This is a genomic window from Tsukamurella sp. NPDC003166 (genome assembly GCF_040611135.1).
Classification (GTDB): Bacteria; Actinomycetota; Actinomycetes; order Mycobacteriales; family Mycobacteriaceae; genus Tsukamurella.
Genome location: NZ_JBEXNL010000008.1, coordinates 98,608 through 120,372, shown reverse-complemented (window position 1 = coordinate 120,372; position 21,765 = coordinate 98,608). Strand labels below are relative to the sequence as shown.

Genomic DNA, 21,765 nt, shown 5'->3' with positions numbered 1-21,765 from the left:
CTTACCGAATCACGGACAGAGCATTCCGCGGTTGACCGTCCAGTCACGATCAATGAACAGATGCTAGACCCCGCCGACAGCCGATTCCAGAGAATGCGAGACGAAATTCTCAGTCGGCAATTCGGTGCGATAAGAAATGGTTCGCCGTCGATCGGCGCCGCGGGTTCGGGTTCACCAGGCCGTGAAACGGGGAACGCCCCGCATCCTCGAAAAAGGATGCGGGGCGTTCCGCGTCTGTGCGGTGAAGCGGATCAGGCGTTGCCCGACAGCTTCTCGCGGAGAGCAGCGAGCTGCGCATCGCTGGCCAGCGAACCGCCGGTGCTCTGCGGGGCGTCGTTGCCGCCACGGTCGTTCGAGGACGACTCGCTCGAGTAGTTCGCGCCACCCGCGGCCGGACCACCGGCAGCGGCCTCGGCGGCCTCGTCGGCCGCGAACTTCTCCATCTGCGCGGTGTGCATCTTGTGGCGACGCTCCGCCTCGGCGTAGCGACCCTCCCACTCCTCGCGCTGCTTCTCGAAGCCCTCGAGCCACTCGTTGGTCTCGGGATCGAAGCCCTCGGGGAAGATGTACTCGCCGTTCTCGTCGTAGCTGTCGGCCATGCCGTACTTCGACGGGTCGAACTCCTCGGTGTAGTCCTCGTTGGCCTGCTTGAGGCTCAGCGAGATACGACGACGCTCGAGGTCGATGTCGATGACGCGCACCATGGCGTCGTCGCCGACCGAGACCACCTGGTCCGGGACCTCGACGTGGCGCTCGGCCAGCTCCGAGATGTGGACGAGGCCCTCGATGCCCTCCTCGACGCGGACGAACGCGCCGAACGGGACGAGCTTGGTGACCTTGCCGGGCACGATCTGGCCGATGGCGTGGGTCCGGGCGAACTGACGCCACGGATCCTCCTGCGTCGCCTTGAGCGACAGCGAGACGCGCTCGCGGTCCAGGTCGACGTCGAGGACCTCGACGGTGACCTCGTCGCCCACGGTGACCACCTCGGACGGGTGATCGATGTGCTTCCAGGACAGCTCCGAGACGTGCACGAGGCCGTCGACGCCGCCCAGGTCCACGAAGGCACCGAAGTTGACGATCGAGGACACGACACCCTTGCGGACCTGGCCCTTCTGCAGCTGGTGCAGGAACTCGCTGCGGACCTCGGACTGGGTCTGCTCGAGCCATGCACGGCGCGACAGGACCACGTTGTTGCGGTTCTTGTCGAGCTCGATGATCTTCGCCTCGATCTCCTTGCCGATGTACGGCTGGAGGTCGCGCACACGACGCATCTCGACCAGCGAGGCCGGGAGGAAGCCGCGGAGGCCGATGTCCAGGATGAGACCACCCTTGACCACCTCGATGACGGTGCCCTTGACGGCCTCGTCCTTCTCCTTGAGCTCCTCGATCGTGCCCCAGGCGCGCTCGTACTGCGCACGCTTCTTGGACAGGATCAGGCGGCCTTCCTTGTCCTCCTTGGTGAGGACGAGAGCCTCGACGGCATCGCCGACGTTGACGACCTCGGAGGGGTCGACGTCGTGCTTGATGCTCAGCTCGCGGGAGGGGATGACACCCTCGGTCTTGTAACCGATGTCGAGCAGGACCTCGTCACGGTCGACCTTGACGATGGTGCCCTCGACGATGTCGCCATCGTTGAAGTACTTGATCGTGGCGTCGATCGCTGCGAGGAAATCCTCCGCGGTGCCGATGTCGTTGACGGCGACCTGCGGGGACGTAACGGTGGTGGTGGGCATTGGGTAAGTTGCTCCGGACAGGGTGCTAGTAGTGTGGTCGAGATCGCGCACGCATGGGCACACGCGAGGTCAAGGCTACTCCACCGTGTACAAGCTGGGCAAACCGCCCTCCCAGCGCCCTCTCACCGCCCGCCATCGAGAGGTTCGAAGTCCGTGACCTACCGCCCCAGACCCGACATGCGTCGCGACAGCTCCGGCTCGGAGGCCGCGAACCGATCCTGGTGGGACGCCGACGCGGATGCCTATCACGCCGAGCACGCCGCCTTCCTGGGCGTCGACAGCGCCGACGGTGAGTTTGTCTGGTGCCCCGAGGGCCTGCGCGAGGCCGAGGCGGGGCTGCTCGGCACCGTCGGGCCCGGGACCGTGGCGGTGGAGATCGGCTGCGGCAGCGCACCCTGCTCCCGGTGGCTCGCCGCGCAGGGCGCGGCGGTGGTGGGCATCGACATCTCGGCCGGCATGCTGCGCCGCGGGCTCCCCCACGTGCGCGGCGGCAACCCGCTCCTGGTCCAGGCCGGAGCCGAGAACCTGCCCGTCGCCGACGGTGCCGCCGACATCGTCTGCTCGGCCTTCGGCGGCATTCCCTTCGTCGCCGACTCCGCACGGGTCATGGCCGAGGCCTTCCGCGTGCTGCGCCCGGGCGGGCGCTTCGTGTTCTCCGTGAACCACCCGATGCGGTGGATGTTCCTGGACGATCCCGGACCCGACGGCCTCGTCGCCACCCTGTCCTACTTCGATCGGTCGCCGTACGTCGAGACCGACGACGACGGTGCTCCCACGTACGTCGAGCACCACCGGACCATGGGCGACCGCATCCGCGAGATCGTGGGCGCGGGCCTGCGCGTGGTCGACGTCCTCGAGCCCGAGTGGCCGGAGGGATTCACCCAGGAATGGGGCCAGTGGAGTCCGTTGCGCGGCGCCATCTTCCCGGGCACCGCGATCTTCTGCTGCGAAAAGCCCGGATAGCCGGGTCCGTGGCGCGATGTCCGGTCTCCAGCTGATTCACAGCTGATCGTGGCCCCGCGTTCATGGAAATCGGGTCCACTCTGAGCGGGCGGTCCGAATCGCGATCGCACAGCTGCATGAGGAGAACCATTTCTATGAACCGATTCACCCGCACCCGGCTGGCTGCCGCGACCGCGGCCGTCGCCGCCCTGTCCGGCGCGGCTCTGCTCGCCCCCGCCGCCGCGAACGCCGCGCCCGTGTCCCCGACGGCGCCCGTTCCCGGCACCCAGTGCAACGTCGGTCAGGTAGAGCGTGCCACCGCGAAGGTCGCGCCGGAGTTCTGGCAGCACGTCAGCACCAACGCGAAGGCGAAGGACCGGTTCGAGCAGATGCTCGTCAAGACCCAGGCGCAGCGCACGGCGGACCGCGCAGCCGCCAAGAAGGCCCGCGAGGCGCGCAAGGCCGAATGGCAGAAGACACATCCCGGACAGACCCCGCCCGCGCACCAGCACGACAAGGACCACGGCACGGGCAAGCCGAAGCTGACGAAGGCCCAGGTCGAGCAGAAGATCGCGACGATCAAGGCGACCTGCACCACCAGCTAGTACGCGGGTATCGATCGGACGGCACCGGGTTGTTCTTGCCCGGCGCCGTCCTTTCGCCGTTCATGCCGAACCGGTAGTCTCGCTGAGCAGTCGTCACCGCCCCGAACAGGAGAAGTCATGAACCGGATCCGCTTCGCCGCCGCGGTCGCAGCCCTCGCGGGCGCTCTCGCCCTCGCTCCCGCCGTCGCCTCGGCCGCGCCCAACGACAAGGTCCCCGGCACCAAGTGCACCGTCGCGCAGGTCGAGCGCGCCACCCAGGTGGTCGCGCCCGAGGCCATCGCCGTCATGGACGCCACCCCCGGCGGCCGGGCGCAGGCCACGGAGCTGCTCACCGCCAAGCCCGAGGACCGCCAGGCGATCATCGACCGGCTGTCCAAGAACAACCCGGCGGCCGCGTCGTACTACAAGGCGAACCGCGCCGACATCGACGCGAAGATCGCCAAGGTCATCGCGACCTGCGACCAGTACTGACCCTCACCCCGTTCGCCATGGAAAGGCCCTGCATGACCTACCGTCGTACCGCCGCCACCGCCGCCGTTCTCGGCGCGATCGCCCTGGCCGGCGCCCCCCTCGCGGCCGCCGCGCCCACCCCGTCGCCGAAGCCCGGGGACCCGAACCTGTCGCGCTCCATCCCGGGCACCTCGTGCACCGTCGGCCAGCTGAAGGTGGCCCTGGACAAGCAGTCGCCCGGCCTCAGCGCGAAGCTCGAGCAGGCGTCCGGCGGCCCGAAGCAGTTCGCCGATATCGCCACGTCCGACCCGGCGACCCGCCAGTTCAAGCTGGCCAGCGCCGCGTTCGTCGGTTCGGCGGCCGGCTTCGGCATCTTCTCGGAGCAGCAGAACATTCAGAACGCGCTCTCGAGCGCGTACACGTCCTGCTCGGCTCCGGCCAAGAAGTAACGACCTACGCCGACGGCGCCGCTCCCCGAGGGGGGCGGCGCCGTCGGCGTCTGCATCGGCCGGCTGCCGAGTGAAGTACGGATCAGGACATGCTCTCGATCGCCGCGAGCAGGGCGTTCTCGACGGCCGACACCGCATCGGCGCTCGCCTGCTCAGCGGAACGCGGCAGCACACGGACCTCGATATCGGGCAACAGCCAACCGGGCGGCACGTCCAGCGCCGCCGCGAGCCGGTAGACGGTGGACATGTGCGGATCGGAGAACCGCTCGTTGGAGCTGACGTTCCGCTCGATGTTGGAGATCTGGTTGCGATGCAGCCCAGCGAGCTCGCCGAGCTTCTCCTGGGACAGTCCGCGCGCCTTGCGCAGCGTGCTCAGCCGACGGCCCAACGAGTCACCATAGGTGTCCCACTCGATGTCCGGCCCGCTCACCCGATCCACGGTGGTGGATGCACAAGATATTGTCTGCCCTACAAGTTGTGCATCACGTTAACTCGCGAATACTCGCAGGTCGAACCACATCCACTGGACCAAGACCACCGCGGCATCGGCCCGATTCCACCGACGGCGGAGACGAACTAGGGCTCTGGCGATCCGACCAGCTCGGGCAGCAGCGCGATCACCTCAGCGAGGTGGTCGACGGTGCGCCACGCCCCGGCTTCAGCGAGGGCGGCACCGTCGAACTCCCCGGTGGTGACGCCGATGAACGCACACCCCGCGACACGGGCCGCCGCGGCGTCCTCGACGTGATCGCCGAGGTATCCGCGAACGTTCGGGTACCGCCGTAATGCCTCCCCCTTGGCGGCACCGAAGTGTCCGCCCACCACCTCGTGGACCTTCAGCCCGGCATCGGCGACGGCGCGCTCGGCGGCGGCGTGCTGCTTGGCGGAGACCACGATCGAGCGCCCGCCGGCCGCCCCGATCGCGGTTAGCAACTCGCGCGCACCGGGCAGGACCGGCACCGGCGTCGTGACATCGGTGTCGTAGTGGTGCCGGTAGCGACGCAGGAACAACTCCGCGTCGATCCCGGGGACCACCTCGCGCGCGACGTCGTCGATCGGCACGCCCATGTGCGGCAGCAGCGCAGCGTCGTCCACGGAGTGACCCAGATCCGTGAACGAGCGCTGCGACGCCGTGAGGATCCGCTGCCGGGAGTCGATGAGCGTGAGATCGAGGTCGAAGCCGATGGTGAACACGCCCTCTGACGCTACCTGCGCCACGTGTTCAAGGTGATGGCACTGTTGATCACCAGCATCACGCCGAGCACTCCCCAGAGGATCCGGGTATCCGGTGAGGGTCCCCCATCGCGCAGGGCCATCGAAGTGAGCACCCAGCCGTTCAGCATCGCCTGAGCGAACGTGCCAACGGCGGCGCGCACGGCGAATCCGGAGATCTGCCTGAGGCGCCACGCGACGATCACGGCGCCCGCGCCCAGAACGCAGGCGGCCACCCCGACGCCGAGGGCGACGAACGGCAGGCGCACCGGCGAGAGCGCTCCCGCCAGCAGCACCGCCGCCACCGGAACCTGCGCGTACCAGGCGACTCGCATCGGGTCCGGCCTCGGGAGGCGCGGTATCCGTACGCCGAGGAGGGTGATCGCTCCGCTGTTCATGTCGGACAATCTCGCACAGGGCACTGACGATTTCCGCGCCGCTCGGCCGAGGCCGTGACACATAGCGCTCCCTCTCACCACCGCACAGCCGCAGCCATGGCGAGGAGACGTTCGCGTCTCCGCTCGTTCCCCTGCCCCACCCACGCGATCCGGCCGTACACGTAGGCCCGGAAGTCCGCGCGCGCCTCACGATTCTGGCTCTCGGCGCCGAACCGGGCGGCACTGTGCAGGAGTGCACGAAGATCGTCGTACTCGGCGCGCGGCACTTGCGCGCGGTTGTTGACCACCACCCCCGCGAGCTCCTGCCGCGTCCCGGCTCGCATCACCCGTGTCTTCGCCGGATTCACCGAGAAGCCCTCCGCCGCCACGATCTTCGGCACGACCCCGGCGATCAGCATCGGATCCGGGGCGCCCGAGAAGGCGAGATCGTCGCCGTATCTCGTGTACACGGCGCCGTTCGCGCGCGCCAGTCCGGTCAGGCGTGCGTCCAACCGGCGCAGGACCAGGTTCATCAGCGCGGGCGAGGTCGGTGCGCCCTGCGGCAGGTGCCGCGCACGCAGGACCGCCGCCTGCCACGGGTCCAGATCGCGGAGCTCGTCCCCCGGCGTCGCCGTCGTACAGACATCTGCGAGGACCCGGGCAACCGGTGCCGAGTACCCGAGCCGGCGGAAGACGGCCCGTACGCGGGGCGCCGCCACCGTCGAGAAGCAGTCCCGCAGGTCCAGGCGGACCACCGACCGAGCACCGACATGCGGTGCCGCGTACGCGTGGACGGACCCGCCGGGCCGGAAGCCCCGCGCCGCCGGATGCGCGCCCGCCGGATTCACGACATGGCGCAGGATTCGGCGCTGCGCCTCGGCCAGCCGGGGTTTCGGCGCCTCGATCACGCGGACCCCTCCGGCGGGCTTGTCCATCCGACGCACTCGGTAGTGCCGCAGTGGCGCCGCCGAATGCCGCAGCCACTGCCCGTGATCGGCGAACCATTCCAGTTCCGGCGCAGTGAGATCGAGCATCCGCGCCACCGAGGCGACATCGGGCAGGGCGAGCCCGGGAACGTCGAGCACCGCCGGCGCATCGAGCAGTTCGACGGTGCGGAACCCGTCGAGCGCCGCAAGGAGCGCGGCTTTCGGCGGCCGGATCACGTGGTCGTCCACGATGGCGAGCGGCGGCCGCGGGTGCCCGGCGAGCAGGACGTGGGCGATCGATTCGGCCAATCCGTCGGGCACGATTCCACGGATCGCGCCGGTGACGGCCTCGACCGTCCAGAGGTCCGCGGGGAAGAACCCCACGCGATCAACGATCGCGTACCGCGTTCCGCGCGGCAGGCGCCGAGCGACCTCGACGGCCGTCATGACGGGGATGCGAACGCCGCTCGGGTGACCTGAAACGATCGCCCGGAGCGCCGATGCGTGCGCGGAGCGCACCGTCCGGCGTGGGACGCGGGGTGTAACTGTGCAGAGCCCCCAGCGGTTACCGCTGGGACGGATCGCAAGGATCCCACCTCACCCGAGCGACGTCGCATGCCTTCATGCTGCCACAGATCGGACAGCCTCAGTGCGCGGCTTCGTCCCAGGTGCGGCCGTAGCCCACGGACACCTCCAGCGGCACGGACAGATCCGCGGCGCTGCCCATCGTGTCCCGGACCAGCGCCTCGAGCTGCTCACTCTCGCCTGCAGCCACCTCGAGCACGAGCTCGTCGTGCACCTGCAGCAGCATCCGGGATGTGAGGCCCGCGTCGGCGATCGAGGCCTGCAGCCGGATCATGGCGACCTTGATGATGTCGGCGGCGCTGCCCTGGATCGGCGCGTTGAGCGCCATCCGCTCTGCCGCCTCGCGCCGCATGCGGTTCGTCGAGGTCAGGTCCGGCAGGTACCGACGGCGGCCGTAGATCGTCTCGGTGAACTCGTTGCGCCCCGCCTCGACGACCACGTCCTGCAGGTAGTCGCGCACGCCGCCGAAGCGGGAGAAGTACGCCTCCATCTGATCCTTGGCCTCGTCGCGCGAGATCTTCAACTGCGCGGCGAGCCCGAACGCCGAGAGACCGTACGCGAGACCGTAGGACATCGCCTTGACCCGGCGGCGCATATCGGGCGTGACCTCGTCGATCGGGACGCCGAACGCCCGGGATCCGACGAAGTTGTGCAGGTCCTCGCCGGTGTTGAACGCCTCGATGAGCCCCGCGTCGCGTGAGAGGTGCGCCATGATGCGCATCTCGATCTGGCTGTAGTCGGCCGTCATGAGGCGCTCGTAGCCCTCGCCCGCGACGAAGGCGTGGCGGATCTGCCGGCCGGCCTCGGTGCGCACGGGGATGTTCTGCAGGTTCGGGTCCGTCGACGACAACCGCCCGGTGGCCGCCACCGTCTGGTTGAACGTGGAGTGGATGCGCCCGTCGGAGGCGACGGTCTTCAGCAGCCCCTCGACGGTGACCTTGAGCCGGGTGGCGTCGCGGTGCTCGAGCAGATACTGCAGGAACGGATGCGGCTCCTTCTCGTACAGGGCCTCGAGCGCCGCCGCGTCGGTGGTGTAGCCGGTCTTCGTCTTCTTCGTCTTCGGCAGGCCCAGCTTCTCGAACAGGATCACCTGCAGCTGCTTCGGGGAGCCGAGGTTGATCTGCTCCCCGATCTCCTCGAAGGCCGAGGCCTCGGCGGCGCGGATCCGCTCGCTGAACTCGCCGTGCAGCGACTCGAGGTGGTCGGTGTCGACCGCGATGCCCGTGGTCTCCATGACGTCGAGCACCCGCAGCAGCGGCAGCTCCATCTCCGCGAGCAGCGGCCGCGACTCGATGTTGTCGAGCTCGGCGTCCAACGCCTCCGCGAGGTCCACGACGGCGCGTGCCCGCAGAATCGCCTGCTGCGCCCTCTCCCCCGCGGAATCGTCGGGATCGTCGAGTAGCGACAGTTGCGAGTCGTCACCTGCGGCCTCGACCCGCAGCTCGCGATGCAGGTAGCGCACCGAGAGGTCGTCCAGGTTGAAGGTGCGCTGACCCGGCCGGACCAGGTACGCCGCGATTGCGGTGTCCGAGGTGAGACCACCCAGCGACCACCCGCGGCTGGACAGCGCGTGCATCGCCCACTTGGCCTCGTGCACCGCCTTCGGCTGCGTGTCGTCCGCGAGCCACGCCCCGAGCGCGGCCTCGTCGTGGGGGGTCAGCGAGGCGAGCTCGATGTACCCGCCCTCGTCGTCGGGGGCCGCGATCACGACGGCCTCCGCGTCACCGTCGACCACGACCTCCGGGCCGATCACGCCCAGGCCGGACCGCGCGCCTGAGGCACCGTGCTCGGCCAGCCACTCGGCGACGGTGCCGGGCGCGACGATGCCGCCCGAGATTTCGAAGCCCTCCTCCGCCTCGGGTTCCGACGACGCCAACTCGGTGAAGATCCGCTCACGCAGCACCCGGAACTCGAGATCGTCGAACAGCTGGTGGATCGCCTCGCGATTCCACGGCTGCAGCGCCAGGTCCTGCGGCTCGTAGGGCAGCGTCATGTCCCGGACCATCTCGGTGATCTGCCGATTGAGCTGCACCGTCGCGAGGTTCTCGCGCAGCGAATCCCCCACCTTGCCCTTGACCTTGTCGACATTGGTGACCAGGCCCTCGAGGCTCTCGTACTCGCGGATCCACTTGGCCGCCGTCTTCTCGCCGACGCCGGGGATGCCGGGCAGGTTGTCCGACGGGTCGCCGCGCAGCGCCGCGTAGTCCGGGTACTGCGCCGGCGTCAGACCGTACTTGGCCGCCACCTCCTCCGGCGTGAAGCGGGTGAGGTCGGAGACGCCCTTGCGCGGGTAGAGGACCGTCACGTCGTCGTTGACCAACTGCAACGCGTCTCGGTCACCCGTGACGATGAGGACCTTGAAGCCCTGCTCCTGGGCCCGGGTGGTCATCGTGGCGATGATGTCGTCAGCCTCGTAGCCCTCCTGCGCCATGGTGGGGATGCCCATCGCGGCGAGCACGTCCTTGACCACGTCGACCTGGCCGCGGAAATCGTCCGGCGCGGAGCTGCGCTGCGCCTTGTACTCGGGGTACATCTCCGCACGGAAGGTCTGCCGCGAGACGTCGAACGCCGCGGCCACGTAGCCCGGCGCCTCCTCCTTGAGCAGCTTGATCAGCATGGAGGTGAAGCCGTACACCGCGTTGGTGGGCTGACCCGACTTGGTGCGGAAGCGGCCACCGTCGAGCGGGAGCGCGAAGAAGGCGCGGAAGGCCATCGAATGCCCGTCGATCAACAGCATCGTGGGCTTCGCGCCGCCCTCCGAAGGCGATTCGGAAGCGTGGGCGGCGGCGGTCGACGGGTTCGGTGCAGTCACACCAGCAGTCTAGTGACGACCACCGACACCGACGGACCAGCTATCCATCAGTACGACGTCGTTCGCTCGGCCGTCCGCGCCTATCATCCGGCCGGTCAGTTTCCTGATACCGAGCTTCACAGATCGATCGGCCACTATCGCGGTCGGGATCTGCACCACGATGTCTGCCTCGAAGCGCTCGATGTCCGCGGCGTGACGGAGCCAAGCCGTAACGAGGAGGTTTTCGGGTCCCGTGACGCCCGCGACCAGCCGGACCTCCGGTAGAACGGACAACCGAGCCGCGGCTGCGGCGACGTGCGGCGCCGGGATCCTGATCCAGAACACCGCGGACACGGCGTGCCCCGTCACGGTGGGCAAGACCTCACAGCGGACGTCTAGAACACTCGAGTCCATGAGCCGGTCGATCCGACGACGGACCGTGGTGATCGACACCCCGAGGGCATTGGCGAGGTCCGTCGCCGCGGCCCTGCCATCACCGCCGAGGTGGACGACGAGGCGCCTGTCGAGTTCGTCCATCACGACCGGGCGCGCCGATCGCTCGATCGGGACGAGCCGTTCGACGGCCGTGCGTTCCGCCGGATCGAGCGCGTCCAGCCGCCACCGGGCGGCGTTCGAGTACACACCGGTGATGAGCCGTCCACGCACAGATCGCACGCCGCGGACGGCACGCACCGCCGCCGTGAACGTCGCGAAGGCGGAAATGTCCTCGACCGCGACCGTCGCGAAGAGGTCGGTGGGCCCCGGGAGGGAGTCGAGGGCGAGCACTTGCGGCGATGCCGCGATCAGATCGCCCACAGCGTCCGTCCTGTTGGCTTCACAGGCGATCTCTATGAAGGCACCACCGTCCGAACCCCGTGCGGAGTTGTACCCGCAGATCCAGGCCTCGCCGCGTTCCACCAGGCGCTCCCAACGACGGGCGGCAGTCGCGGCACTGAGGCCCAACGGTTTCGCCAGTTGCACCCACGGTGCGCGGGGCGCGATCTGCAGGGCGTGAATCAGCCTGAGATCGAGTTCGTCGGCGGATTTCGCCATCGCGCCCCCTCACCGTGTTCGAATCCAGCAGATCAGCGAACGTGCTTCATATCACACATACCGTCCCTGTCGACATCCAGCGCAATTCCAGTCCGACAAGAAAGTGATCCACATGAACGATGAGTCGACGCGTGGTACTCCCACAACTCTGGGGTACCGAACAGTCCTGAGCGGACTGCTCATGGTCGAGCTGGTCAGCGGCCTGATCCAAGGCATAGTGCCGACGATGACACCCGCGCTCGGGAAACAGCTGGGCGTATCGACGGCCGCATTGAACTGGATCAGCAGCATCTTCCTCCTGTCTTCCGTCGTATGGGTACCGGTGCTGAGCAAGCTCGGAGATCAGTACGGGCATCGACGTCTGCTTCGCATCGCGGTGGCTTTCCTCGCGCTCGGATCCGTCCTGGTCGCAGTGGCGCCGAACTTCGCTGTGCTTCTGCTCGGCCGGGCATTCCAGGGGGCGTTGCTCGCATGTCTCCCGCTGGAGATGGCACTGGTGCGCGACCGCCTCGACCCCGAGCGGGCGCGGTCCGCGATCGCCGTCCTGCTCGGAGTCCTGACCGCCGGCTTCTCGCTCGGATACGTCCTCGGGGGCGTGCTGCTCGAGTTCCCGTGGTCGGCACAACACGCTCTACTGATTCCGGCCGCGGCGACCGTGCTAGTGATACTCGCCCCTATGACCATGGTCCCGGAATCGTCCACGACGAACCGCGCTCCGGCCGGAATGGACTGGACCGGCGCATGCCTTCTGACGGTGGGCCTCGGTGCGGTGATGATGTCGCTCGCCTTCGGCCCCAAACAGGGGTGGACCAGTCCCCTCGTCGTCGGGCTCCTGATCGGCGGAATCGCTGTGCTCGCGGTGTGGCTCCGCATCGAGCTCGGACAGCGCAGTCCGCTCGTATCGGTGCGTGAGCTCGCCCGGCCGAACGTCCTTCCGCTGTATCTGTCCGCCTTCCTCGTCGGGATGGTCTCGTTCGGGCCACTCACCGCGTTCTCGACGTTCGCAGCAACGCCCCGGTCGACCGGCTACGGGCTGTCGCTGAACGGAGTTCTGCTCGGACTGTTCCTGACGACCCTCGGAGCGGGCGTGTTCCTCGCGTCGGTGATCGCCCCGCGAGCCGCTCGACGATGGCCACAGCATCGAGTGGTCATGGCCGGTTTCGTCTGCGGCGCCATCGGGTTCGCCGTCCTGCCGCTCGCACAGGCGCACTGGTCGACCATGGCCGCGGCGATCGTCTTCGTGGGTCTGGCTGAAGGGCTCGTGGTCGCCACCCTGCCGGTCATGATCCTCGAGCGGCTGCCCGCTGACTCGGCCGGGATCTCCGCCGGTATGTACAACGTCGTCCGCACACTCGGCGGCAGCGTCATGGGCGCCATCATCGCCATCGTCCTGGCCGCTCACACACCGGCCTCCGGAGTCGTCACATCGGCGGGCTATATCACCGTGTGGCTCGTCGCGGCCGCCCTGAGCACGGCCGGCGTCGTCCTCGTCGTGGCCACGAACCGCACCGCGAGCGCTACCGATTCCCTCCAGACCATCAACGCAGTGAGGAACTGACATGACGATCACCCCGGACCAGGATCTGACACCGATTCCCACTGTCGACGAACTCGCCGGCGAGTTCACCGCCGTCGCCGACCGGCTGTGGGACGCACCGGAACTGCGCTGGCAGGAGACCGCATCCATGCGCTTGCAGGCGGAGACCGCCCGCCAACACGGATTCACGGTGACGGAAGCCGTCGGAGGGATTCCCACCGCGTTCTCCGCAGAATTCGGGACCGGCGGTCCCGTCATCGCCTTCCTCGGTGAGTACGACGCACTCGCCGGCCTGTCACAGGAATCGGGGGCACTCGCACCCACGCCGGACCCGGCGAACGTGACCGGCGCCGGTCACGGATGCGGTCACCACCTGCTCGGCGCCGGCTCGCTTCTCGCCGCAGTGGCGACCGCGCGGACGCTGGAGGCATCCGGTCTACCCGGACGGGTTCGCTATTACGGATGCCCCGCCGAGGAAGCGGCCGCAGGTAAGTCCTTCATGGTCAAAGCCGGCGCGTTCGCCGACGTCGACGCCGCGATAACCTGGCACCCGTTCACGCGAATGGTGACCCGCCAGATGGAGTTCCTCGCGTACACGCAGGCCTATTTCAGCTTCACCGGAGTCGCTTCACACGCCGGTTCGGCTCCGGAGCACGGACGTAGTGCCCTCGACGCGCTGGAGCTGATGAACATCGGGATCAACTTCCTCCGCGAGCACATTGCGGACGATGCGCGGATCCACTACGCGATCACCGACTCCGGAGGTCAGTCTCCCAACGTGGTGCAGGCGCACGCCACTGCCTACTACATCGTACGGGCTGCGGACGTGCGGCAGATGCGCGAGCTCTACGAGCGTGTCCTTCACGTCGCCCAGGGCGCGGCACTGATGACGGATACCGTCCTCACCGTGGAGTTCGACGGTGCCTCGTCGCATGTGCTGCCCAACGTGGTTCTCGAGTCAGTGCTGCACGGCCATGCCGCGCGTCTCGGCGGCGTGCCGTTCGATGCCCAGGACATCGCCATGGGGGAACGAATCGCCACAACCTACGAGTCGGAGCGCATCGCGGCCGATCGCGCCCGCTCGGGGCTTCCCTCGTCCGATCGCAGCATCCTCGATTCGACTGTGCCGGCTCTCATCACGTCAGTGCCCCGACACCGCGAGCACGGCTCGACCGATGTCGGGGACGTCAGCTGGGTGACACCCACAGTGCAGATCTTCTCGCCCTGCTTCACTCTGGGCGCCCCACCGCACTCCTGGCAGTGGGTCACCCAGGGAAAGCTTCCTGCGGCCCACAAGGGAATGATCTACGCCGCCAAGGTCATGGCGTCCACGGCCACGACGCTGATCACGGACCACGTCACGCTCGCTCGAGCGCGAGCCGAGTACGCCGACGTCACCTCCGCGACTCCGTACGACAGTCCGATCCCCGACGGAGTGATCGCACCGCCGAACCGGTAACACGGCGGATGATCTACCCCGCGGCCTCGAGGTCGTCCTGACATCGACCTCGAGGCCGCGTGGCGGGTACAGCACTCCCAGGATGCCCAGCATCGAGCCGGTTACCGGCCCGCTGAGCGACCAACAGGTTTCGTCAGGTCGTACACCGTCGCGCTCCCGACCTTCTGCGCCGCGTAGTTCTGCTGCACCCAGGCCGCGATGCTCCCGGTCGTCCCGCCCTTGCCACCGAGATCCAGGTCGCGGCACTGCTCCGGCAGGTCCGCGAGGATCGCGCCCGGCCCGCCGCGCCCCTGCGACGAGGCGATGTAGTAACGGATCCGGCCCTGCTGCACGTCCGACTGGAACCGGGCGAGCGTCGGCGACGGGTCGGACCCGGTGAACCCGCCGACGGCCAGGACCGGCCGGCGCGACGCCAGCTCCATCGACGCCGCCGACGACGACCCGTTCGTCGCGGCCGCCCAGGTGGTGTCCGTGCCCTGCAGCAGGGCCGTCAGCTGCGACGACGACGCTCCGCCGCGCCCGCCGCCCCAGTGCTCGCCCGAGGTCGAGACCATCGGGCTGCCGCCGGTCTGCGGATGCGCGATGCCGGACCACACGTAGACCGCCGGCCCGAGCAGCATCGACACCGCGATCAGGCACCAGGTGATCGCCTCCCGCCACCGCGGCCCGTTGTCGCGGCGGGTCACCCACACCGCACCGAGCGCGAGAACCGTCGCGCCGAGCACGACCCACCGGGCCCGGAGTGCGGCACCGTCGTTCTGGCAGAGCAACGCGAATGCCCACCCGCCCCCGGCGACGATCTGCAGCACGAGCGCGACCAGACCGGACCGGTCGCCGCGGCGCTGCCAGGCCGTCCACAGTCCGATCCCGACGAGCCCCGCGATGCCGGGCGCCACGGACAGGCTGTAGTACGGGTGCGCCGCCTGCTTCATCTCGGCCAGTAGCAGCCCGTCGACCACGGTCCAGGCGCCGAACAGGATCGCGCCGGCGCGCACGAGGTCGGTGCGGGGCTCGCCCCGGCGCAGCCACAGCACCACGACCAGCGCGACGAGGGCGGCCGGCAGGAGGAAGCTGATCTCCAGGCCCCATTCGCCCGTGAACAGCCGCATCAGGCCCGGCTGCTGTCCGAAGGCGGCGTGCCCGCCACCGTGCCCGCCCGGACCGCCGTGGCCACCCCCGAACCGGTCCTGCAGCGCGGTGAGGCAGTCCTGCGGGATTCCCGCGAAACCGCCTCCACCGCCGCCCTTGTGGTTCTGGCCGAGCACGCGGCCGAAGCCGTTGTAGCCGAGCACGAGGTCCATGAACGAGTTGTCGGTCGAGCCCGCGAGGTAGGGCCGCGAGTCCGCGGGCCACAGGATGGTCAGGACCACGAACCACCCGGCGCTCACCACGAGCGCCGCGGCAGCGCCGAGCAGGTGCAGCACGCGGCGGCGCCAGTCCACCGGCGCGGCGACGAGGTACACCAGTCCCAGCGCGGGCAGCACGAGCAGCCCCTCGAGCATCTTCGCCAGGAACGCGAGGCCGAGCGCGACCCCGGCCAGTGCCAGCCACCGGCCGCCCCGTCCCTGCAGCGCGCGCACCGTGCAGTAGGCGCCGGCCACCATGAGCAGGACCATCGCCGCGTCGGGGTTGTTGAAGCGGAACATCAGCGCAGCCGCCGGGGTCAGGGCGAGGACGGTGCCCGCGATGAGCCCGGCGGGTTCGCCCGCCAGCCGCCGGACGGCGCCGTAGAGCAGGCCGACGGACGCGACGGCCATGAGCGCCTGCGGGATCAGCATCGAGGCGCTGGAGAAGCCGAAGATCCGGGCGGACAGGCCCATGACCCAGATCGACAGCGGCGGCTTGTCCACCGTGATCGAGTTCGACGGGTCGAGCGAGCCGAACAGGAGCGCCTTCCAGTTCTCGCTCCCGGCCCACACGGACGCGGCGTAGAAGTCGTTGGCCATCCCGTTCCGGGTGATCCCCACGAGGTAGATCACGGCCGTGGCCAGGAGCAGCACGATGAGCGGCAGGTGGCGGCGCACGGCCGCGTTCACAGTCACCCGATCAGCGTGGGGCGCCGGTCTGCCCCGTCCCTGGGATCTACCCGGGAGGTAGCTGTGGACGCACGACGACGGTGTCCGCTATGCGTCGTTCCAGGTCGGAGACGTCCGCCGTGACCGTTTTCAGTGCTGAGGCCTTCTCCGCCTCGGGCAGCGCCGCGATCGTCACGAGCCGGTCGTCGATCTCCTGCGCGCTGACGGTCAGCGTCACCTGCGCGTCCAACTGCGCCGCCGACAGCACACCCGCCGGCTGTTCGAAGGCCCGCAGCGCCCGGCGGATGCGCCGGTGCAGCCGCGCCTCGGGTACGTGGGAGCCGGACCAGGACAACGGGGCGCGCGACGGGAAGGGCATCGCCGCCTCCGCCCGCTGTTGATGCCGGCTGTTGCGGACCAGCGCGATCGCGAATCCGGTCGCCACGAGCACGGCCAGCACGACGAGCGCCAACAGCGCCACGATGATCCACGACATGAAGTTCCTCCTCGCGGCCGCGGCCGCTACCCGCCGCGGACCTGCATGTACAGGTACACCGCCATCCCGATCAACAGCAAGCCCGCGATGATCGCTGAGGCGATCTTGATCGCGCTCCACGGGCGCTGACCTTGCACTTCGCCGGTGACACCATTGACGAACACCTGGAACGGCTTCCCGGCGAAGGTGACGGTCAGCAGCCACACCGGCATCAGCAGGTAGAGGAAGTCGATCGACTGGTACACCGGGTTCATCCGGCTGACCCGCTGCTCGTCGCCGCCGATGTCACGGCGCACCGTGTTCTCGATGATGCCCTCGATCCGGGGCCGCGCCTGGGCCTCGAAGACCTGGGCCGCGTCACCGTCGTACGTCCGGGCGAGGTGCCCGGCGACGAACTCGGGGGTGTACGTGACGGCCTGCTCGGCGGGCCAGGGCTCGAGCTCGCGGACCCGCTCGGAGTCGAGTCCCGTGTTCGCGGATTCGGCTAGCTGCCGAATGCTGTCGTGCACTCGGCCGCTGACGGGCCACCAGTCGGTGTAGGTCTCGATGTTGCCGTCGCTGTCGCGCCGCGTGCGGTGCGTGCCGCGCGCACCGGAGTAGTCGGTGGTCACCTCGGCGTCGTAGCTGTAGTACGAGAGGTACACGCTGCTGAACGACCCGAGGACGCGGTACTTCTTGAACTCGCGGGGCGCGAACCAGCGACTGTTGACCCACGCCTCGATGTTCGCGCGCGCCCGGTCGTCACCGACGCGCAGCGGCAGGATCCCGTCGATGGGGAGCCGCGCGGGCGCGACCTGCACGTCCGTCCGCTGGATCGGGGTGTTGCAGTACGGGCACCGGGTGGCCGTGAGGGTGCCGCTGAACAGTGTGTGACCGCCGCAGCTCTGGCACACCACCTCGCGGTCGACGACCTGCACCTGCGCCGCGGTCCGCGCCTGCGCGTACAGGGCGTTCATCGTCGGGCCGAGCGGGTGCGGCCGCAGCACCTTGCTGGTATCGAGCAGGACCGGGTAGGTGCTGCAGCAGCTGGGCGAGCGGAGCTTACCGATCGCCGGGTCGTAGACCAGGGCGTCGCCGCAGTTCGCGCACGGGTACGTGCGGGTCTGCTCGGTGACCTGCAGCATCTCCCGGTCGTTCGCCGACGGTACGCCGGGCACCAGTTGCCGGGGTCGCGCCGGATCCGGCCCGACGGTGCGCGGCGGCTCGGGCGGGTGCGCGGGCTGCCGGCCGGGCAGCGGGGGCGGCATCGTCATCGCTACGCCCGGGGAGGCAGCGGCGGCGGAGTCTGCCCGAACAGTGCCGCCAGCGCGGGCACCTGTCCGGCGGGCGTCCAGCCCGTGAGAGCCGGCGACCAGACCAGGGTCTGCGGCGTGAGGTTCATCCCGCGCAGCTGTTCGAGTGGGAAGGGGCCCGCGGACTGCCCGTTCTGTTCGACGTGGAAGAGCTGCGCGTTCGGCAGCGGTGGAGGTGTCGCGGGAGCCCCCTGTTGGCTCTGGAGGTTCTGGGCGAACTGCTGCCCCATCGCCATGCCCATGCCGGCGCCCATGAACTGGCCGGCTCCCCCGCCGCCCTCGTTGGTGGCGGCGCCGAGCATCGAGTCCGCGGCCCTGCCCTGCTGGAAGCGGTTCATGTCGCCGACGTTGCCGTAGTAGCCCTTCTCCTCCACGCCGCGCGCGACGCCGCGGGTCATGGCCTGGGTGATCTCGTCCGGCAGGGAGATGTTCATCTCGACCGCCTCGCAGGCGAGGCCGTACTGCTGAGCGATCTTCGACTGCACGTACTCCTGCAGTTTCGCGGCGAGCTCGCGCTGGCGGGCCTGTAGGTCGATCGCGCCGACGCCGGTCTCGATGAGCATCTCGGAGAAGGCGGTGGAGATGGTGCGGCGCAACAGCTCGGCGATCTCGTCGGAGTCGACGTTCGAGTCGGTGCCGATCACCTGGCGCAGGAAGGTGGGCGCGTCGACGACGCGCACGACGCACAGCCCGTTGGCCCGCACCTGAACCATGCCGAAGTCGTTGTCCCGGATCGTGATCGGATTGGGCGTGCCCCACCGCAGGTCGGTGATGGGGCGACTGTTGATGAAGTAGACCTCGCTGCGGAACGGGCTCTTGAAACCGTGCGGCCAGCCCTGCAGCGTGGACATGATCGGCATGTTCTCGGAGACCAGCTGGTAGTTGCCGGGTCCGTACCGGTCAGCCAGCTGACCGCGGTAGACGAACAGCGCCTCCTGGCCCTCGCGCACGATGAGCTGCGCGCCGTTCTTGATCTCGTTGTTGTAGCGCGGGAAGCGCCACGCCATCGTCGACCTGCTGTCGTCGAGCCATTCGATGATGTCGACGAGCTCGCCGCGGACCCTGTCCATGATCCCCATGTGCGCTGCCACCCTCCGTCGCGGTTGTCGGAATCCACGATAGCCATGCGACTTGGCGACGGCTGAGCGCTCGCTGATCCTGTACTTTGCGCATAGGCTGCATCCGGCCCCACCACGGGGATCTCCGCTGAGAAAGGTGCTTTCCATGGCAGGCAAGTTCGAGGTGTACGAGGACAACGCGGGCAAGTTCCGGTTCCGGCTCAAGGCCGGCAACGGCGAGGTCGTGGCGTCGGGCCAGGCCTATGCCTCACGCAAGGGCGCCCACGACGGTGCCGCCGCCGTGCAGCGCGCCGCCGAGGGCGCGAAGGTGGTCGACGTCGACAAGGAGTGAGTCGCTGACCTGCAGGGCTTGACCTTGACACCGTGACAAGGTCTGCAATCGAGCCACCGACGCATGAAGGAGGTGGCCCCGATGGCCCAGAACCCGCTCGACCACACCAACCCCTCGATCCGCCTGCGCGCAGCGCTGGACGCGGGGTCGGTCGCGGATGCCGCGGTCGCCGCGGCGCTGGTGGCGCGGTGCGCCGTGGAGCCGGACTTCTTCGTCCGCGACATGCTCACCTGGGCGCTGACCAGGCTGCCCGCCGCGGCGACGGTTCCGCTGCTCCGCGCGGAGCTGACCTCGCCGGTCGCGCAGGCCCGCAGCCAGGCCCTGCATTCGCTGTCGAAGATCGGCGGCGCCGGGGCCGCGGGCGCGCGGCCGGCAGTGCTCGGGCTCGTCGCCGACGCCGACGACGAGGTCGCGAAGGCCGCGTGGCGCACCGTCGTCGCCCTCGCGGCGGACCGTCGGTCCTCCGGCCCGCCGCGCTCGCCCTGGCCCGGCAGCTCGGGCGCGGCGACGCGGAGACCCGGCGCAGCCTGAGCCGCGCGATCCTCGGGCTCGGCGACGAGGGCGTGGCGGCGCTGGAGGCCGTGTCCGTGACGACGGACGCCGTCCGCGAGCACGTCGCGGATACGCTCCGATTGCTCGAGGACCCGGACTCCGGGTTCGCGGGCTCGGTGCACGAGGCGCGGCGCGTGGCGGCGCTGGGTCCCACGGACTGAGCGGAAGGTCGCACTCGGACATGCGGATCGGCGAGGTCGCGGCGCGGACGGGGATCAGCGCGCGGATGCTGCGGCACTACGACGCGCTGGGCCTCGTCCGCCCGTCCGGGCGGTCCTCCACCGGCTACCGGATGTACGCCGAGGAGGACATCCGGCGGATCTTCCACGTGGAGAGCCTGCGCTCGCTGGGCCTTTCGCTGGCGGAGATCGGCCGCGCCCTGGACGATCCGTCGTTCGCGCCGGACCTCCTCGTCGCCGACATGATCGCCCGGAGCCGGGAGCGGATTCGGCTCGAGACGGAGCTGCTGGAGCGGCTGCAGCACGTCGCGGCGGCGGGCGCGGCCGACTGGGACAGGGTCCTGTCCGTGGTGGCCCTGCTCACCGAGCTCGACACCGGTTCGCCCGGGGCGCGGCAGCTCGCGGCGCTCACGGCCGATGGCCGGGCCCCCGTCGACGCGCTCACCGAGGCCCTGCTGCGGGAGGAGAGCACCAACGTGGCCGGCGCCCTGCGCTGGGCGCTCGCGCAGGCCGGGGATCCCGAACCGGCACCGCTCATCGATGCCCTCGCCTTCCCCGACCCGACGGTGCGCCGCCGCGCCGCCGAGGCCCTGGCCGAGATGCCCGGTCAGGAGGACACCCTCCGCGCGGCGCTCGACCACGAGGACGCCGCGGTCCGGGTGATCGCCGCGGTCGCGCTGGGCACGCGCGGCGATCCCGCTGCGACACCGGAGCTGCTCCGCATGGTGCGCGACGGCGAGAAGGACGTCGACGCCGCGGAGGCGCTCGGCGCGATCGCGGCGGCCGCCCCGGACGACGAGCCGATCAGCGCGGAGCTCGCCGCGATCGCCGACCGAACCGAGGACTACGCGGTGCGCCAGCGGGCGGTGCAGGCACTCGCGGAGATCCCCACCGCGGGTGCGGAGGCCGCCCTCCGCCGCCTCTCCACCGACGCCGACCCGCGGATCTCGAGCACGGCCTGGTTCATCCTGCAGCAGAGTCAGCGGGCGTAGCGAGCGGCGAAGCCCTCGCACAGCGCGTCGATGCCGGAGTGCAGCAGGGGCATCGCGGCGCAGAGGTCCGGTCGGTCGACCTCGACGAGCTCCCGCAGCAGAGGGAGTTCCTCGACGAGCGGGTTGTCGGCGAGATCGGCCACGAAGCCCGCGCCCTCCAGGGACGAGCCCGGGGCCAGCAACAGCCGCCCGACCGCACCGATCCCCGCTCCCTGCACGTGGTTCCACACGTGCAGGGTGAGTTCGGCGGATTCGGCGACGGAGCCGGTGAGGTGGGTGAAGGCCTCGACGAGCCAGTTGAAGCACGAGATCGCCGACGGTGCCATCGCGGCACGGGGCATCGAGTGCGCGAGCAGCACCCAGGGGTGCTGGAGGTAGAGCCGCATGTCCGCCTCGGCGGCAATGTGGGTGCGGGTGCGCCAGTCGGGGTCGCCCATCAGCTCCGCCGGGTAGAGGTACTCCGCACCGACGGCCGCGGCCATGTCGCGGACCAGGGCGTCCTTGTCCGGGACGTGCCGGTACAGCGACATCGCGCCCGCCCCGAGGGCGTCGGCGATCCGGCGCATGGAGACCTTCTCCAGGCCGCCCTCGTCCGCGAGGCGGATCGCCTCGGCCACGATGGATTCCCGGGTGAGGGTGGTCTCGGACACGTGCGCGCCTTTCTCCGTTGACCGGCCAGGACGGGGATGCGTACAGTGTACCCAGTC

At 69.6% G+C, this 21,765-nt stretch carries 22 protein-coding genes; 10 read left to right on the top strand and 12 right to left on the bottom strand.

Annotated elements, in window-relative coordinates; all coding sequences use genetic code 11:
• Positions 1–251 precede the first annotated feature (251 nt).
• A complete protein-coding gene (gene rpsA, locus ABZX10_RS11740; protein ID WP_355539138.1) occupies positions 252–1,736 on the bottom strand; it encodes a 30S ribosomal protein S1 in 1,485 nt (494 codons plus the stop codon).
• Between the two features lie 177 nt (positions 1,737–1,913).
• On the opposite strand from rpsA, the gene ABZX10_RS11735 reads away from it, so the two are divergent.
• The 4 genes from ABZX10_RS11735 to ABZX10_RS11720 all read left to right on the top strand — a co-directional run bounded on the left by ABZX10_RS11735 (position 1,914) and on the right by ABZX10_RS11720 (position 4,182).
• Positions 1,914–2,699 (top strand): class I SAM-dependent methyltransferase, encoded by a 786-nt coding sequence (locus tag ABZX10_RS11735; RefSeq protein WP_355539328.1) that lies wholly within the window; start codon positions 1,914–1,916, stop codon positions 2,697–2,699.
• A 134-nt stretch (positions 2,700–2,833) separates the two neighbouring features.
• Positions 2,834–3,283, top strand: a complete 450-nt coding sequence (locus ABZX10_RS11730; RefSeq protein ID WP_355539135.1) for a hypothetical protein — start codon at positions 2,834–2,836, stop codon at positions 3,281–3,283.
• Between the two features lie 117 nt (positions 3,284–3,400).
• Positions 3,401–3,754: a hemophore-related protein gene (locus ABZX10_RS11725; protein WP_355539132.1), complete on the top strand. Its 354-nt coding sequence runs from the start codon at positions 3,401–3,403 to the stop codon at positions 3,752–3,754.
• 32 nt (positions 3,755–3,786) lie between these two features.
• Positions 3,787–4,182 carry a hemophore-related protein gene (locus ABZX10_RS11720; RefSeq protein ID WP_355539129.1) on the top strand — a complete coding sequence of 132 codons (396 nt, stop codon included), beginning with the start codon at positions 3,787–3,789 and terminating at the stop codon, positions 4,180–4,182.
• Positions 4,183–4,264: 82 nt separating this feature from the next.
• Here the strand turns inward: ABZX10_RS11720 and ABZX10_RS11715 are convergent, their stop codons facing one another.
• The 6 genes from ABZX10_RS11715 to ABZX10_RS11690 form a co-directional block, all read right to left on the bottom strand.
• Complete coding sequence (locus ABZX10_RS11715; protein WP_355539126.1) at positions 4,265–4,612, bottom strand: helix-turn-helix transcriptional regulator; 348 nt, start codon at positions 4,610–4,612, stop codon at positions 4,265–4,267.
• 146 nt (positions 4,613–4,758) lie between these two features.
• The gene (locus ABZX10_RS11710; RefSeq protein ID WP_355539123.1) at positions 4,759–5,400 is read right to left on the bottom strand and encodes an HAD hydrolase-like protein; all 642 of its coding nucleotides are present in this window, start codon (positions 5,398–5,400) and stop codon (positions 4,759–4,761) included.
• Entirely contained in the window at positions 5,388–5,792 is a 405-nt protein-coding gene (locus ABZX10_RS11705) for a hypothetical protein (RefSeq protein ID WP_355539120.1), read from the bottom strand. Before ABZX10_RS11705 ends, ABZX10_RS11710 begins: the two co-directional genes overlap by 13 nt.
• 74 nt (positions 5,793–5,866) lie before the next feature.
• On the bottom strand, positions 5,867–7,144 hold the full coding sequence (locus ABZX10_RS11700; protein WP_355539117.1) for a reverse transcriptase family protein: 1,278 nt from the start codon (positions 7,142–7,144) through the stop codon (positions 5,867–5,869).
• A gap of 199 nt (positions 7,145–7,343) precedes the next feature.
• Positions 7,344–10,094 (bottom strand): DNA polymerase I, encoded by a 2,751-nt coding sequence (polA, locus tag ABZX10_RS11695; protein WP_355539114.1) that lies wholly within the window; start codon positions 10,092–10,094, stop codon positions 7,344–7,346.
• A 9-nt stretch (positions 10,095–10,103) separates the two neighbouring features.
• Positions 10,104–11,126 (bottom strand): Lrp/AsnC family transcriptional regulator, encoded by a 1,023-nt coding sequence (locus tag ABZX10_RS11690; protein ID WP_355539111.1) that lies wholly within the window; start codon positions 11,124–11,126, stop codon positions 10,104–10,106.
• Between the two features lie 112 nt (positions 11,127–11,238).
• Here ABZX10_RS11690 and ABZX10_RS11685 point away from each other — a divergent pair, with 112 nt between their 5' ends.
• Both ABZX10_RS11685 and ABZX10_RS11680 read left to right on the top strand, forming a co-directional pair.
• Positions 11,239–12,684 (top strand): MFS transporter, encoded by a 1,446-nt coding sequence (locus ABZX10_RS11685; RefSeq protein ID WP_355539108.1) that lies wholly within the window; start codon positions 11,239–11,241, stop codon positions 12,682–12,684.
• 1 nt (position 12,685) lies between these two features.
• Positions 12,686–14,122, top strand: a complete 1,437-nt coding sequence (locus ABZX10_RS11680) for an amidohydrolase (protein ID WP_355539104.1) — start codon at positions 12,686–12,688, stop codon at positions 14,120–14,122.
• A gap of 101 nt (positions 14,123–14,223) precedes the next feature.
• Here ABZX10_RS11680 and ABZX10_RS11675 read toward each other — a convergent pair whose 3' ends face one another.
• The 4 genes from ABZX10_RS11675 to ABZX10_RS11660 are packed head-to-tail and all read right to left on the bottom strand — an operon-like array spanning position 14,224 to position 19,004.
• A complete protein-coding gene (locus ABZX10_RS11675; RefSeq protein ID WP_355539101.1) occupies positions 14,224–16,164 on the bottom strand; it encodes a glycosyltransferase family 39 protein in 1,941 nt (646 codons plus the stop codon).
• Between the two features lie 40 nt (positions 16,165–16,204).
• The gene (locus tag ABZX10_RS11670; RefSeq protein ID WP_355539098.1) at positions 16,205–16,633 is read right to left on the bottom strand and encodes a hypothetical protein; all 429 of its coding nucleotides are present in this window, start codon (positions 16,631–16,633) and stop codon (positions 16,205–16,207) included.
• Between the two features lie 26 nt (positions 16,634–16,659).
• Complete coding sequence (locus tag ABZX10_RS11665) at positions 16,660–17,886, bottom strand: hypothetical protein (RefSeq protein ID WP_355539095.1); 1,227 nt, start codon at positions 17,884–17,886, stop codon at positions 16,660–16,662.
• A gap of 2 nt (positions 17,887–17,888) precedes the next feature.
• On the bottom strand, positions 17,889–19,004 hold the full coding sequence (locus ABZX10_RS11660; RefSeq protein ID WP_355539092.1) for an SPFH domain-containing protein: 1,116 nt from the start codon (positions 19,002–19,004) through the stop codon (positions 17,889–17,891).
• Between the two features lie 145 nt (positions 19,005–19,149).
• Between ABZX10_RS11660 and ABZX10_RS11655 the strand changes: the two genes are divergently transcribed.
• The 4 genes from ABZX10_RS11655 to ABZX10_RS11640 all read left to right on the top strand — a co-directional run bounded on the left by ABZX10_RS11655 (position 19,150) and on the right by ABZX10_RS11640 (position 21,058).
• A complete protein-coding gene (locus ABZX10_RS11655) occupies positions 19,150–19,335 on the top strand; it encodes a DUF1508 domain-containing protein (protein ID WP_355539089.1) in 186 nt (61 codons plus the stop codon).
• Between the two features lie 81 nt (positions 19,336–19,416).
• Entirely contained in the window at positions 19,417–19,866 is a 450-nt protein-coding gene (locus ABZX10_RS11650) for a hypothetical protein (protein WP_355539086.1), read from the top strand.
• Between the two features lie 32 nt (positions 19,867–19,898).
• On the top strand, positions 19,899–20,048 hold the full coding sequence (locus ABZX10_RS11645; RefSeq protein ID WP_355539083.1) for a hypothetical protein: 150 nt from the start codon (positions 19,899–19,901) through the stop codon (positions 20,046–20,048).
• Positions 20,049–20,068: 20 nt separating this feature from the next.
• Positions 20,069–21,058: a HEAT repeat domain-containing protein gene (locus ABZX10_RS11640; RefSeq protein WP_355539080.1), complete on the top strand. Its 990-nt coding sequence runs from the start codon at positions 20,069–20,071 to the stop codon at positions 21,056–21,058.
• Here ABZX10_RS11640 and ABZX10_RS11635 read toward each other — a convergent pair.
• Positions 21,046–21,708 carry a helix-turn-helix domain-containing protein gene (locus tag ABZX10_RS11635; RefSeq protein ID WP_355539076.1) on the bottom strand — a complete coding sequence of 221 codons (663 nt, stop codon included), beginning with the start codon at positions 21,706–21,708 and terminating at the stop codon, positions 21,046–21,048. The two genes, ABZX10_RS11640 and ABZX10_RS11635, sit on opposite strands and share 13 nt — an antisense overlap.
• Positions 21,709–21,765 lie beyond the last annotated feature (57 nt).